At 35.0% G+C, this 14,448-nt stretch carries 13 protein-coding genes; 1 reads left to right on the top strand and 12 read right to left on the bottom strand.

What is annotated here, in order from left to right; all coding sequences use genetic code 11:
• Nucleotides 1–180 precede the first annotated feature (180 nt).
• Nucleotides 181–318, top strand: a complete 138-nt coding sequence (locus ICN35_RS11485) for a hypothetical protein (protein ID WP_370625677.1) — start codon at nt 181–183, stop codon at nt 316–318.
• Between the two features lie 40 nt (nt 319–358).
• Here the strand turns inward: ICN35_RS11485 and ICN35_RS08810 are convergent, their stop codons facing one another.
• The 12 genes from ICN35_RS08810 to ICN35_RS08755 all read right to left on the bottom strand — a co-directional run bounded on the left by ICN35_RS08810 (nt 359) and on the right by ICN35_RS08755 (nt 14,343).
• A complete protein-coding gene (locus tag ICN35_RS08810; RefSeq protein ID WP_216126701.1) occupies nt 359–2,278 on the bottom strand; it encodes a nucleoside-diphosphate sugar epimerase/dehydratase in 1,920 nt (639 codons plus the stop codon).
• Between the two features lie 26 nt (nt 2,279–2,304).
• Nucleotides 2,305–2,880, bottom strand: coding sequence for a sugar transferase (locus ICN35_RS08805; protein WP_216126699.1), 576 nt, complete (start codon nt 2,878–2,880; stop codon nt 2,305–2,307).
• 1 nt (nt 2,881) lies between these two features.
• Nucleotides 2,882–4,069, bottom strand: a complete 1,188-nt coding sequence (locus tag ICN35_RS08800; protein WP_216126697.1) for a glycosyltransferase family 4 protein — start codon at nt 4,067–4,069, stop codon at nt 2,882–2,884.
• 8 nt (nt 4,070–4,077) lie between these two features.
• Entirely contained in the window at nt 4,078–5,208 is a 1,131-nt protein-coding gene (wecB, locus tag ICN35_RS08795) for a non-hydrolyzing UDP-N-acetylglucosamine 2-epimerase (protein ID WP_216126695.1), read from the bottom strand.
• Entirely contained in the window at nt 5,205–6,224 is a 1,020-nt protein-coding gene (locus tag ICN35_RS08790; protein ID WP_216126691.1) for a polysaccharide biosynthesis protein, read from the bottom strand. Before ICN35_RS08790 ends, wecB begins: the two co-directional genes overlap by 4 nt.
• Nucleotides 6,205–7,104 (bottom strand): SDR family oxidoreductase, encoded by a 900-nt coding sequence (locus ICN35_RS08785; RefSeq protein WP_255535774.1) that lies wholly within the window; start codon nt 7,102–7,104, stop codon nt 6,205–6,207. Before ICN35_RS08785 ends, ICN35_RS08790 begins: the two co-directional genes overlap by 20 nt.
• On the bottom strand, nt 7,101–8,138 hold the full coding sequence (locus tag ICN35_RS08780; protein ID WP_216126689.1) for a glycosyltransferase: 1,038 nt from the start codon (nt 8,136–8,138) through the stop codon (nt 7,101–7,103). The genes ICN35_RS08785 and ICN35_RS08780 overlap by 4 nt, the downstream gene beginning before the upstream one ends.
• A 103-nt stretch (nt 8,139–8,241) precedes the next feature.
• Entirely contained in the window at nt 8,242–10,281 is a 2,040-nt protein-coding gene (locus ICN35_RS08775; protein ID WP_216126687.1) for a hypothetical protein, read from the bottom strand.
• The gene (locus ICN35_RS08770) at nt 10,278–11,126 is read right to left on the bottom strand and encodes a polysaccharide deacetylase family protein (protein WP_216126685.1); all 849 of its coding nucleotides are present in this window, start codon (nt 11,124–11,126) and stop codon (nt 10,278–10,280) included. Before ICN35_RS08770 ends, ICN35_RS08775 begins: the two co-directional genes overlap by 4 nt.
• Nucleotides 11,114–11,998 (bottom strand): glycosyltransferase, encoded by an 885-nt coding sequence (locus ICN35_RS08765; protein WP_216126684.1) that lies wholly within the window; start codon nt 11,996–11,998, stop codon nt 11,114–11,116. The genes ICN35_RS08770 and ICN35_RS08765 overlap by 13 nt, the downstream gene beginning before the upstream one ends.
• Nucleotides 11,988–13,220, bottom strand: coding sequence for a glycosyltransferase (locus ICN35_RS08760; RefSeq protein WP_216126682.1), 1,233 nt, complete (start codon nt 13,218–13,220; stop codon nt 11,988–11,990). The genes ICN35_RS08765 and ICN35_RS08760 overlap by 11 nt, the downstream gene beginning before the upstream one ends.
• On the bottom strand, nt 13,129–14,343 hold the full coding sequence (locus ICN35_RS08755) for a hypothetical protein (protein WP_216126680.1): 1,215 nt from the start codon (nt 14,341–14,343) through the stop codon (nt 13,129–13,131). The genes ICN35_RS08760 and ICN35_RS08755 overlap by 92 nt, the downstream gene beginning before the upstream one ends.
• Between the last annotated feature and the right edge of the window lie 105 nt (nt 14,344–14,448).

Here is a 14,448-nt window from a genome sequence, read left to right as displayed (position 1 = left end):
ATTTAGTCAGACCACACTCAAGTTTGGATTATCAAACCCCAACAGAGTTTGTCGCTGGATGGCAAAAAGAATTAATAACGGGAGCCAGAGTTTCTAGATGAAATTGGTCCGATAAAACCAGACAGGTCAGATGGCATACCCGAATGGATTGAATGCTCTATTTACCGGCGCGATCGCATCTTGCCCATTACCGTTCGAGAACACTACTTGGAGGTTCGCGGAGAAAACACTATCTGGCAAAAGATGCCTAGAAGGATGCTGCGTCATCGGGCGCTGCAACAGTGTGTGAGGTTAGCAATAGGGCCGAATTTTTTATAAATAAGGAGATTGAACCAATACAAACAGGGTATTCAGGGCCCTAGCTACGCTCTAGGTAGGTAAGGTCAACAATATCAGGATGCGGCTCATAACCCTCCACCAATTGACTCAAGCTGAATTTGATCTCACCGATATTTCCCTGTTTACAATGGTCGAACAAACTGATTAACTTCGGCTCTAACTCAGGCCATGGCAAAAAATTCTCCATAGCCCTCATAATCTTAGGATGATCCGTAATCACAGGATTTGCGCCAATCAGAAGCTCCTCATAAAGCTTTTCGCCGGGCCTTAATCCGGTAATTTGAATTTCAATATCCCCATTTAGATTGATGTCATCTTTGAATGATTTTCCAGATAATAAAATCATTCTCTTGGCTAAATCAATAATCCTGACTGGTTGGCCCATATCCAGCAAAAAGACTTCACCACCTTCACCCAAAACACTTGCCTGGATTACCAATCTTGATGCCTCTGGAATAGACATAAAGTAGCGAATAACCTCTGGATGCGTGATGGTTATTGGTCCCCCAACAGCAATTTGCTGAGCAAATAGCGGCACAACAGACCCCGAAGAGCCAAGCACATTGCCAAACCTCACCATAGATAGCATGGAATTCTGTTGTTTCGACTGACTATTTGCGAGCGCTTGCAAAAGCATCTCCGCCAATCGCTTGCTGGCTCCCATAATATTGGTAGGGCGAACAGCCTTATCGGTACTAATCAAAATAAAACGAGACACTCCAGCTTCAATTGCCAGAGACGCGCAAATCAATGTTCCTTGAACGTTATTTAAAATTGCCTCGGCAGGATTGCTTTCAACAAGCGGAACATGCTTATAAGCAGCTGTATGAAATATCACATCAGGTCGCCATGAAAAAATTAACTCCTTCATTCTCCACTCATTGGAGACCGATGCTATCGCAGGAATAATATTGACGGATAAGTTCTTAGATTTACAGATCCCATTCAATTCTTCATAAATTTTGTATAAAGCATGTTCACTATTTTCAATGAGTAGCAGCGTAGTAGGCGCATGATGAAGAATTTGTCTACAAATTTCCGATCCGATTGAACCACCAGCCCCGGTAATAAGAATCACGCTGCCCTCAATACTCGATTGAATTGATAGCTCATCAACCATTACTTGACTTCTTGCCAAAAGATCATCAATCCTGAAGTCAGCAGGCGTGCTGTCAGGAGCAATATTACGCCGTTGATCAGAGGTGGTGTGGTTAATAAATCTAATATATGGATGCGGCTCTAGAAGCCGAAAAATATGATTGCGACTTTCTATTGAAATCTCATCAGTTGCAATATGAAGCTCTTGGATGCGCGCTTTTTCTAATAATTTCTCAAGACTATCGCCTGAATATACTGGGATCCCATTGATGGTATTGCCAGCTAAAGTCTTGCCTTCATCAATAAATCCAACAATTAATTTATCAGGCAACTTTAACAAGCGCATTGCGAGCTCTCGAGCTTGAAGTGTCACGCCAACAATCAGAACTCTTTGAGCAGCCGTTGTTTTACTCAAATCAACGGGATCATTTAAAACATAACGAATAATGGCTCTATTTAAACCGATCCCAAATATGAAAAATATTGGTTGCAAGATTCCAATAGATCGGGGCACGCCATTAACGCCGTAAATTGTAAGGAGGCTAAATATGACAAGACAATAAATTACTAACGCCCTACCCATTGCCAATAATGCAGGCCATCCAGTAAAACGAAAAATGGCTCGGTACAATCCGTAAGACATAAAAATGGGAAACGAAATAGCAGCAGAAATTGCAAATACTCTCCACTGCGCCTCTGAAAAATCAAGCCATGTATCCAAACGCAATGCAAATGCAATCCAAGTGCTAAATAAGCAAACTAATACATCAGCCGTTAGCACTAAAAACCGCTTTACTGGCCTTGACAAATTTAATACTGAATGCCTAGCTCTAGCCAACATACCCGTCTTTACCATTTAAAAAAAGATTAGTGGGATACATTTACTCGCCTTATTGCATAATAAATTGTCAGTAAAATAATTTTTAAATCTAGGCTCCAACTGATATTCGTAAGGTAATAAACATCAAACTGAACCTTCTCTCGAATGCTAATATTATCCCTGCCATTTATCTGCGCCCACCCAGTCAAACCTGGCGTTAATTTATCCACTCCAAATTGGGTGCGCAATTCAATCAAATCGTATTGATTAAATAATGCTGGTCTTGGACCAACCAAACTCATATCTCCGATCAAAATAGACCATAATTGCGGCAATTCATCTAATGAGGTTTTACGTAAAAATGAGCCGATTGCAGTCAGATAATCTGTTGGATTGTCTAGCAAATGAGTTGCTACCTTAGGGGTATCAATTTTCATACTGCGAAACTTGGGCATATCAAAGATAACATTGTCTTTTCCAACCCTTTCGGACCAATACAAAATTGATCCCCGGGAAGTAATTTTGATCGCCACGGCGATCAATAAGCTTGGCGCAAAAGTAGCAACAATAAATATTGCCGAAAATAAGACATCACAAATTCTTTTTAAAGAAGAATAGTTCATTCTAAATCTGCAAGCCAGCGCATATTTGACTTGCAGCGAGATCTGACGAAAACAATGTATTACTCATTTTGACTGCATTAAACTTCATTTCCTCATAATTATTTTCATCTAATAATTTTTCTATGATGGGCACTAGAGAATCAGAATTTACATCGTCACATGCAGCGCCAACATGATATGAGGATATCATTTTAGAAAGGTCGGAAGATTGGCTGGTAAAAGCCAACACAGGCAGACCAGAGCGCATATAACTCAGAAATTTTCCTGGAATATTGTGAGTACGATGACGTAGGTCTAAGGATATCACCCCTATATGGCACTGAGTGTATAAACCTGGAATTTCCTTGGCCGGAATTTCATCAAAAATTAAAATATTATTTAGTTGAAGCTTAGAAATACGCACCCTTAATCTATTTACTTCTGAACCCCTACCCACAAGCGCAAACCCCACATTTGAGTCATCCCTCGCGTTAAAAGCAAGGCTTACAAGCGCATCTGGATTTTGTGCAATGCCCATATTGCCAGCGTAAATAAATATTCTTTTACCAACAAGTGCTGTTTTATCAAATCTAATACTACAGCCTACTTCAAGGTCATCGCTAGAACCAAGCCAGTTATTCAAAACCTCTTTTACCCCGGGAGTCCTTGATGGGATAAAAGATAAATTTGAATGGGACTGTACACCGATAATATTTGCAGTGCAATATTGAAGCCATGCAAAAAACTTTAAAACCCTATATGAAAAACTATCAGATAACAACTCTAAATCTAATGCCCACTCTGGAAAAATATCTCGCACAATGAGATAAGCTCGACAATTTGACGCTATTTTTAGAAAAAAAATAAGGGGGCCAAAAAAAATCGATGGAGAATAACAAATAATGCCCCTAAAACTTTTTATTGAGATATTTTTACAAAATAATAGCCCAAACCCCATCGTAATTGGAAGCAAGAATTCACCGATTGTTCGGGCCAAATAGTTAACATCTTTTATAGGAAGAGATGGTAGCTGGACAATGCAGATTTCCTGATGAAAATGAATAGTGCTTAATGCGGCTAATTTTCCTGATGGAACTAATACAATTGGCTTAAGGCCTCTACTTTTCAAGGCTAGAGCCAGATCCTCCAATTGAACTGCTGCAGACGTACGCAATGGATAATAGTCAGTTCCAATAATAGCAACACGCATTTATAGCTTTAGTATTTTTTCCAAACAATACGATTTATATAATCGGTATAGCTTAAGATAATTCTGGCGATTTTTTCAGAAACATTATTGGACGCGTAGTCAGAAACAATCCGTAATGTGCGTTCGATGCCCCGTCCCTGGTTTTCTAAAATTTTTAAGCCCTGCAAAATGCGGTCAATATTTAAGCCCACCAACATTACAGAGGCTTCCTCAAAGCCCTCTGGCCTTTCTTGCGCCTCCCTAATATTCAAAGCGGGGAAATTACAAATTGAAGATTCTTCCGTTAGCGTGCCACTATCTGAAAGGACGCATTTAGCATTGATTTGAAGATGCATATAATCAAAAAAACCGAATGGCTTTTGAAAAATAATTAATGGATTTGGTATAACATCCAGCCGCTCCAGCCTTTGTCGTGTTCTAGGATGCGTAGAGAATATGATGGGTAACTTATAGATTTGAGCCAGTTGATTTAAGGCGCCAATTAATGCGCCAAGCTTATTTGACTCATCAACCGTTTCTTCGCGATGTGCGCTGACTAAAAAATACCCCCCTGGACTTAGCGAGAGTGACTGCAATACATTTGATGCATTGATCGAGGATTGGTGGGCATCAATTACTTCAAGCATAGGGCTGCCTGTTTTAATTATTTGCTCTGGCGGCAAACCTTCTCGCAGTAAATATTCTCGTGCAATATCGCTGTACGTTAAGTTGACATCTGCGACATGATCAACAATTTTTCTATTGATTTCTTCTGGCACCCTCAGATCAAAGCATCGATTACCAGCCTCCATATGAAAAATAGGAATTTTTCTTCTTTTGGCGGGAATTGCGGCCAAACTACTATTAGTGTCGCCAAGTACTAATAGTGCATCGGGCATTAGCTGCGTATATAAATCATCGACTTTAGAAATCACATTTGCGATAGTCTCTATAGCAGTTTTTCCTGAGGCATTCAAAAAATAGTCTGGCTTACGAATACCCAATTGATCAAAAAATATCTCATTGAGTTCATAGTCAAAATTTTGACCGCTATGCACCAAGGTATGTTGAAAAACAGAATCTAATTTGGGGATTATTCTTGAGAGACGTATTACTTCGGGGCGCGTGCCAACTAGCGTCATTACATGAAGCAATTTCATGTCAAAGCCTCTTGAATAAAATCCAGCTTTAATAGCAAATTTTTCACTTCATCAACATCCAATCGCCGTGTATTGTGTGATGTGTAATCCTCATGTTCAGTAATGTGGCTATCGCCATCAGAAAAATACTTGCTGTAATTTAAATCTCTAACATCAGCGGGTATCCTATAAAAACTTCCTTCATCTACAGCTCTTGCCATCTCCTCGCGCGAAACTAAAGATTCAAACAATTTTTCACCATGCCTGGTGCCAATTACTTTTGCATCTAGAGAGCTAGAAAAAATTTCTTTCATTGCTATAGCCAAATCGCGAATTGTCGAGGCGGGAGACTTTTGAACAAAAATATCGCCTGGATTTGCATTCTCAAACGCATAAAACACCAAATTTACTGACTCTTCTAACGACATAAGAAATCGCGTCATATTTGAATCAGTAATTGTCAATGGCTGATTATTTTTTATTTGTTCTAAAAACAAAGGTATTACAGACCCCCTTGAGCCCATAACATTCCCATAACGTGTTGCACACAAAATGGTGCCGCCTTGCTCATCACATTGCATTGATTTAGCAACCATGATTTTTTCCATCATTGCTTTTGATATTCCCATGGCATTAATTGGATATACCGCCTTATCAGTACTGAGAACTACACAAACTTTTACTTTAGCGGCAAGTGCTGACCGCATGACATTCTCTGCCCCTAGTACATTGGTTCTAACAGCCTCCATGGGATAAAACTCACAGGAGGGCACCTGTTTTAGGGCTGCCGCATGAAACACATAATCCACCCCAATCATCGCATCATCCGTGGAATTTAATTCTCTTACATCTCCAATGAAATATTTAATGCGGCGATCATTGTAGAAAATACGCATATCATTTTGCTTTTTCTCGTCGCGACTGAAAATTCTAATTTCTCCGATATTTTGCTCAAGCAGCCTGTTTACAACTGCGCTCCCGAAAGATCCAGTGCCGCCAGTTATTAATACCGTTTTATTATTTAGATGAAATTTCATATTTCTTATAGCACTCATGCATTAATTTAATAAAATCTGGCCATGATTGAGGGGAGTATCCAGTAGCCGCTTTAAATTTTTTTGAAATTAGTACCCTATTAACCGATGGGGCATCGACCGGCTCGATTCTAACCGAGATCCCATACTCTTTGGAGACTAAGTTAAGTAGCTCAAATTTACTAATAGGACTTGATGATAAATGATATAAGCCTGATAGCTCATTGTTTGGCAAAATGAACTGGTCCAGAATTCTGGCAATTTCATACGTTGGAAAACCAGAAAAAATAGCTTTTCTATACCCGCTGACTTTACCTTTTTGAGATAGAAACCAATCTATTAGACTGTGATTGGTATATAGTTCGTGACCTATTAGAGAGGTTCTTAGCGTGAGGCAATTAGAATCGCAAACTTCGCCAAGCAATTTACTTAAGCCATACAAATCTCTACTATCCGCTATATCACCTTCAGAATATTCCCCTCTCTCTCCAGAAAACACGCAATCAGTACTAAAATGAACGAGTCGGCTTTTGCTCTTGACGCACAATTGGGCCAGAATATTAGGAAATAGAGAATTGATTTTTATGGAAAGAATTGCGTTATCCCCATGCTTTGCCTGCTTAACAAGGCCAATGCAATTAATCACAACATCAGGTTTGGCAACTTTAAAAACTGCTTTCAGGTCATCCAATGACTCAACATCTAAATAGAGTAAAGAATTTTTTTGGCGAACAAATTTTTCCCCCCGCATCCTAGAAAGATAATTTTTCCCCGTTCCATAAACAGTGTAATTTGGCATTTCTGAATAATAGCGGTACAAGGCTGACCCAAGCATCCCAGAGACGCCCAAAATCAATAGACGGCAATGTTCTAATTTTCTCAACTTTGGTCACCATTACCAACGACTTCAACCAAAACGCTCAAAAATTCTTTTGGCGTCAAAGGCGTCGAATGCTCAACAGAAAGTCCCATGTGTCTTTTAATTGCGCGCGCGATAGAGATTGATGAATATGGATCAAATGAATGAACTGGATTGCAAACATCACGCACAAAGTCCATTTCAGATGCAACTATAGGCAAACCAACTTGTGATGCCTCAAGCAATGGCAAACCAAATGATTCGGATGTTGATGGATAAACCAATGCCCCTGATCTCCTGTAAATAGGATACATCTGTGAATTCGGCACCTTTCCAAGGTTTACTATTTTTAACCCAAATCTAGCTCTGTAGTTATCAACCAAAGCAATTAAATCTCTATTAGAAAATTCAATTGTTAGAGCCAATGTCGGCCTTAAGCCATCTTTTGCCAATAAGGACCAAGCCTCTATTAGTCGCTTGTGATTCTTGTGCCCGCTTCCATCGGCAACATAGAGATAGTCCCACTTGACCAAATCTCGCTCTATTTTTTCGACCTCGAGCAAATCTCTAAACGGGGCCACCAATATCTTTTGACTAGCACCCCAACGAATAAGCTCCCTTTTCATTGATTCAGTTTGTACAATGTATAAATTAACTTTGTAATTTAGAAATTTACAAATGACTCTTTCGGCAAAAATTCTTAAAGCAACTCGTCTTTTAAATTCAGAAAGAGAATTCAAGCCCAATAAATTTCGATTTTGTTGAAAAATAATTATCTTAGACTTGTATGCAAATAGAGGGGGTATACCACCAAAGCAAAAAATTATACTTTCATTGCGGGAATGCCAAAGCAACAACAACTCAGCATAGATCCGTGAAAAAATATTAGGCTTAACCCAGTTTATGATGCTAAGCTCTTTCGATTCAAGACTGTTAATAATACGCTTATCCATAAAGGAACGAGAAATAACGCCTTTTGGCAAGGTATTCAGTAGTGATCGCATTAGTATTGCGCCGCCACCCTCATGGACATTTGGAGCGAAGAAAATTAAACGCATTAATTAAATTTTCATCTCAGAGTTCATGACGCATACATAATAAACATAACAGATTACCTCTAATTTAAATATTTGGGGTAGCGATGGAGTATAAAAAATCAACCTAAAGATTAATCATTAGCATTTTTTTTGAATACTCATAAGGATCACCATTTAAGCCCTCTTTAAATTTACGAATTCCATAGGGCGTAGTAGAATCAACACCACCAAGATCAAAAAAATAGGCCTCATCTGATTTAGCTTTCAATATTGCCGTCCAAAGCAAAGCACTATTAAGATGATTTTGTCTTCCAAGTAAATCTGTTGATCCGATAACATAGGTTGTTTTGTTAGCATACTTTAATGTTACGACCAACCCATGAATTGTAAGATGTTGCTCGCTGGAAGAGTAACCAACAAATATTCTTGGTAGGAGATCTAAATTTGACTCTAGCAAACTTGCCAAAAATTTACTATCAAGGCCTTTATACCCTGTAACCTTTTGATGCAGCTCGTAAAACTTAATAATATTTTCAACGGGTAGATTCAAATCGGAACTTAGATCAATATTTAGACTACTTTTGATACCTTTTTTTAAAGTATTTCTCCATTTTGGATGAAGATTTTTTTCCAATTCAGAGTTACTCATATCCAACTTTAAAACAGAAGAGCTATATTTTTTTCCGTAATAAATGCCTAAGTTAGATGCCAAATACATATATACATTGGAAATTTTGAAACTTGGGTTTATTATTAATACAAGATGAGAATAAATTCTAGATAGTTTCTTAATTATCGAAATAATTTCTGTTTGATTACAATCATAGTATAGCGTTGGACCTCTATTTACATAGGCGATATTAATAATATTAAAATAATTTTTTATATTTAAAGCTGTTTTTCCTATTATATTATCATTTAATGAAATTTCTAAATATAACGTATTAATAGAATTATCTAATGAACGTTTACAACGCGAATAATCGTAGGAATTTGTATACTCACCATTGACTATGGTAATATTTGTTTTATACCATTCAAAACCATCTAGCTCTCTAAAGTTTAAACACAACGATAATTTTTTAATTAGATTTAATTCTAATGTCAATAGTTTATATTTAGAATAATAATTTGATATGTTAACAAATATTAGGCGCCCCTTCTTAAGATACGCGTAATTTGTTTCACCATCTTTATTATTAAATTCCGGCAAGTCTGGCCAATCAATAACAGGAAATTTCACAGATTTAAATAAATTTAGTGCAAAATTTCTTTCAGAAGAATTAGAAAACTCTAATACCAAAAAATATGGGGCATCATTAACAATTGGAAGTATCTTACAATTCAATAAATTTACTGGTATGATGGCCGATAGTTTATTAAAATTTTGAATTCGAATTGCCTTGTAATAATTTATATCTATATTCGATAAAATAGCCAATGAAATATTATCAATATTTATAGGAAAATATTTATCTTTATTACTGGAAATAAGAAAATCATCTACTTTAAATGCGTTAATTGAGAAAAGAATTTTTTGTATAAATTTTTTAGCGACCCACTTCAGAAGATTAATGAGAGAAACATTTATGCTTGCACTATCAGGCAAGAATGTTTCATCAATATATAAATCTTTCTTATAATATAATAATGATCCTGATAATAATGCAATATGTTTATATGGACTAAAAATAATAAAATCGCCAAAACATTGATCAATTTTCGTATGATCGATTAAGTGAACACAATCTTCAATTAACCAAGCTCCACTTCCTCTGGAATAATTATGCAAATATTCTATATTTTTGTTAAATTCTCCAAAGTAGTGTGTTACAAGAATAATATCCGCATTAGATAAAAGAACTTGATCAAATTCATGCTTACAATTAGGGTTAATCTTAGAATCATAATATATAAAATTTACCTTTGATTTATCGATCACCTCTATAGCGCTTTTGCAATAGTATAATGGTATAAAAAGATTAACCCTCCTATTTATCTTCCGATACTTTATTTCTACAACCTCTTTTAACGCAAAGCGACTTTTTGAATACCACTTATAACTGTAAAATTCTTGTTGGATAGCTGCATAGTTGACCTCATAATTAAGAAAATTTAGATAGCCTAATAATGCTTTTATTGTTGGTAGTGTATATTGAATCATTTATTAATAAAATCTATAACCTTACTTCTCTTCCAATAATAAATAAAATCGAAAAATCCCGATAGTAATGCGCTCAAATAAAGTAAATTATAGCTAGGACTTATTTCATCTCTAAAAATTATAAAATTATTATATTTTAAATTATTCCCTCTAATTCCAGTATGGCAATGTTTATATTTATCTTTGATGACTTTCAAAGAATATGAATTAATATTGTTTATCCCTCCAAATGGATAGGCAAAATGATTAACCTTCAAATTTAGTATTTTTTCTAGCGTATTTTTAGAATCAATCACCTCATGTTCAATTTTTTCTTTGCTAATCTGACTTAAATCATTATGGCTACAAGAATGCGAGCCAAATACATGGCCCAAACTAGAAAGTCTTAAAATTTGATCGCAATTAAGACTAATACTATTTATATGTTGCTTCACCTTAAAATTGTTTAGAATAAATTCACTCGCGCTGTTACCCACCATATCATATGTTTGTAAAAAATCTACAGCAATGAAAAAGACTGCTTTGATGCCGTGATTTGACAAAACTTGATTTGCTACATGATAGTTACTTTCAAAGCCATCGTCAAAAGTAAGCAAAACAAGATTCTCCCTAGGCTTAGTGCTGCCGCCCAGTATTTGTTCAAATTCATCGATATCAATAAACCTATATTTCTTCTTAATATGTCTTATTTGTCTTTCAAAATCATTGAAATCGGCCGTTTGAATATCATGATATAAAAGCACCCTCAAAGAATATTTTTTAAAAAAAATTTCATAAACTTTAATTATCGGAATGCACAATATGTGTATGCCAGTTATTATAATTTTTAGTATTATTTTATACATTTATGCAATATATACTCAGCTGTTTTTTGATAATTTTTAATAAGATAGACTAAAAAATGAATATATTTATATTTTTTGTTTTTTAATTTAGTGTTTCTCCATAATTTGCCCACTCTGATTCTAAATAATATATATTTATGAAGCTTTTCTTTATTTTTGTCAAAATTTTGGACCTTATATACATGGTCTTTTATCATTTCCTTTAAATTTTTTTGGTGTCTATTTCTGCTTGAAGTCAAAGAGCCGGTGCCATTAACTCTATAACAACCTAGGGGAATATGTAAAAATTGAAACCTTCCTTTACATAAAGCAAGTCTCAGCCAAAAGTCATAATCCTCTACAATTTGGTAATTTTTTCGCTCATCAAAAAATATTTTATTATTTTTTATAAAATCTAATTTTACTGTCGTCGCTGACGTTGATAATACATTGCCTTGTTTTAAAAGATATTTATAACTTCCGCCAAGTAATGCACCATTTTTTAAATATGTCTTTTTTTTTGTAATTTCATCAAAAATTATTTCGTCATGACATAAGACTTCAATATTTTTATTGTGTAGATATTCGTTAATTTTAGCCAACTTGTTGGGGAACCAATAGTCATCAGCATCTAAAAAACATACCCATTCCCCAGTGGCAATGCCAATACCAATATTTCGAGGTCGCGCAGGACCACCAGAATTACTAAGTTTTATATACTTAAATTTAGAATTTATTGTTTTTAAATATTTTTCAGTATCATCAGTGGATCCATCATCGACAATGATAATTTCAAAATTTTTGTAAGATTGATCCAAAACTGAGATCAAGCATTCCTTGAGATATCTTAGGCAGTTATACGTTGTAATTACAACCGAAAATCTATAACTCACAAGCTGAATTGCTCCAGATTAAATTTTGTATTAAAAAATCTCTATATTGCCCTGACATATACTCTCTTGTGTAGGTTTTAGGCAAATAGGGATCGCGCAGTACGCACCCCCCCTCTATTTCATCCATTATTTTCATAATCTCTTCTGATATTTGAAGAGAATCATTTGGCTCAACAAAATGGACCTTGTGGGCCTTGAATAATTCCGGCATTGAACCCACGCGAGTTGCGATAACATATGACCCTCTTGACATTGCTTCTATTGCAGTTAAGCCAAACCCTTCGAATGTTCTTGTTCCTATATATGTAATATCAATCTCAAAAAATATAGGGTCATCATTTTCTAAATATCCACAAAAGTTGATTTTGTTTTCAATCCTCAGCTGCTTTACAAAATTCTGTAAGTGTTCAATTTCTTTTTTCTCGCCAGAGCCTATAACATTTATTATCAATTTATCTATATATTTAATTTGCAAAATACTTAATGCATATAACAAATCTTCTATCCCCTTGTACTCTTCTATTCTTCCTATTACACCTATATTTATCTTGGATGATTTATGAAAACTAGTATGGCTGTTATAACTCTTGGTACCGTTGTGTATTACTTTAATCTTTAAATTCTCCTCTATGAATTTCCTATTTGAAATTAATGTTCTTTTTGTTGCATCAGATACTGCAATGACTGCATTACAGTAATTACTAACCATTCTGTCTACATATTGTTCAAAAAGATTCATAAAAATTGCCGGGGTCGTCGCCTTATGATGTACTATCATCACGGCTACTTTTATTCCATTAAGCTTTGATGAAAATAGCGCTGCTATACATCCCCAGGCACCTGGATAGGCACCATTGTTTGAAATTAACACATCATATTTTTTCAATTTTTTAAATATAATGCTCAATTGAATAAAGTTTGCCAAAAAAATTACTGGCTGGAAAAAATATAAAAATTTGTTTAGAATATTCCCACATCTACCAATTTTCTTTTGTAAGCACATTCTTAATTCATTAAATGAAAATGAATTGATGGTCATAATTTTCAAGAAAGGTAATGTTGATAATTCCTTTTTAATTCTTATTAACCCACCATTAGACTTATTTGAAAGTAACAGTATCTCATCATTTTTATTTGGCCAAGCTTGCAAAAGATTTAGTAGTTGCGTATCCGTTCCGCCCCAAGAATCTTGCTCCCAATAAATTATTATTTTCAAGTTCATTTGTTATACTTTCATTAATTTTTTTTACTACATAAAAAAATATCATGTATATAAACGCCGATCTCATTGATAGAAATATATCTAGTGTAAGCCCAGAAATCATTGTAAATATTATTAATTCTCTGCAAATATTTTTAGAATAAATCAATAACACACATATACCCACAACTCCAAAACTAAAAAGCACTCTTAGGTATAGGCTTTCCATATACAAGCTATGCCAACCTATCCCTATAATCATTGATAATATTGAGTTTCTCCAAATTTCGTAGTTTTCTAACCATAAATCCAATCTATTGTATAAACTCTTATCCAATCCAATCACCTTAGAAATTTCTACACCCGTTTGGTAATTTTTTACCACACCTAAAATGAGTTCTAAGACAGAATCTAACCGTGTGAAAATCAATAAGCTATCTGATAAGGAGAAACAAAGTATTAAAATTCCAAAACTAATTATTATTATTTTTCTGAAAATAAATCTACGATACAAGTAGGAAATGGCAACTATATATCCAATTAAATTTGCTCTTGTATTGGCCAAGATCAACATACATAGCACAAGTGCGTTCAAAATAAATAATATAGTCCTGCTACAACCTATTTTCCTTATACAAAATATAGAGATTACGCATATAACACCAAGCTCCCATGGCCCGCCATAAACACCATAAGGCCTTTCTAACCAACCATGTCCAGATTCCAAATAGGAGAAACTGGCAAATCCACCTATTAGACCGTTATATTGACCGATTGAAATTAAAAAGTTGATAAGAATATTAATAATTAATATATTTTTTAAAAGCAACATATCTATATGACTGTTAAATATAAATATGTATAATACTAAATACTCTGCTACTCTTATTAAAGTTATCCATTGCTGACTAATTCCATTTCCATACGAAAAAAGTGATACCAGAAGTAGATAAACTAGGATAGTAACTAATTTATTGCTATACAACTTAATTTTTTTATAAGCAAAGGCTAGAAAAAAACTTATCGCCAACAAGATAAAGTCTTCCACTCTTATGCCCTGGGGGTATCCAGAAACTTCTATAATTGAAATTTTTGGCACGCTAAGAAAAATGGCCACTACTAGAAGTACAATTTTTGTTTTCATCATTTTCCATTATAAGCATTTGCTTGATTAGGCCTGACAAGGAACTTCAAATCCCAAAGCATAGTCACATATTGAAATCTACAATAACATTCCTCCACGCAACCT

The sequence above is a fragment of the Polynucleobacter sp. es-GGE-1 genome (assembly GCF_018882005.1).
GTDB lineage: Bacteria > Pseudomonadota > Gammaproteobacteria > Burkholderiales > Burkholderiaceae > Polynucleobacter.
Note: the sequence above shows the minus strand (reverse complement) of the source record. Positions and strands in the feature narration are given on the sequence as shown.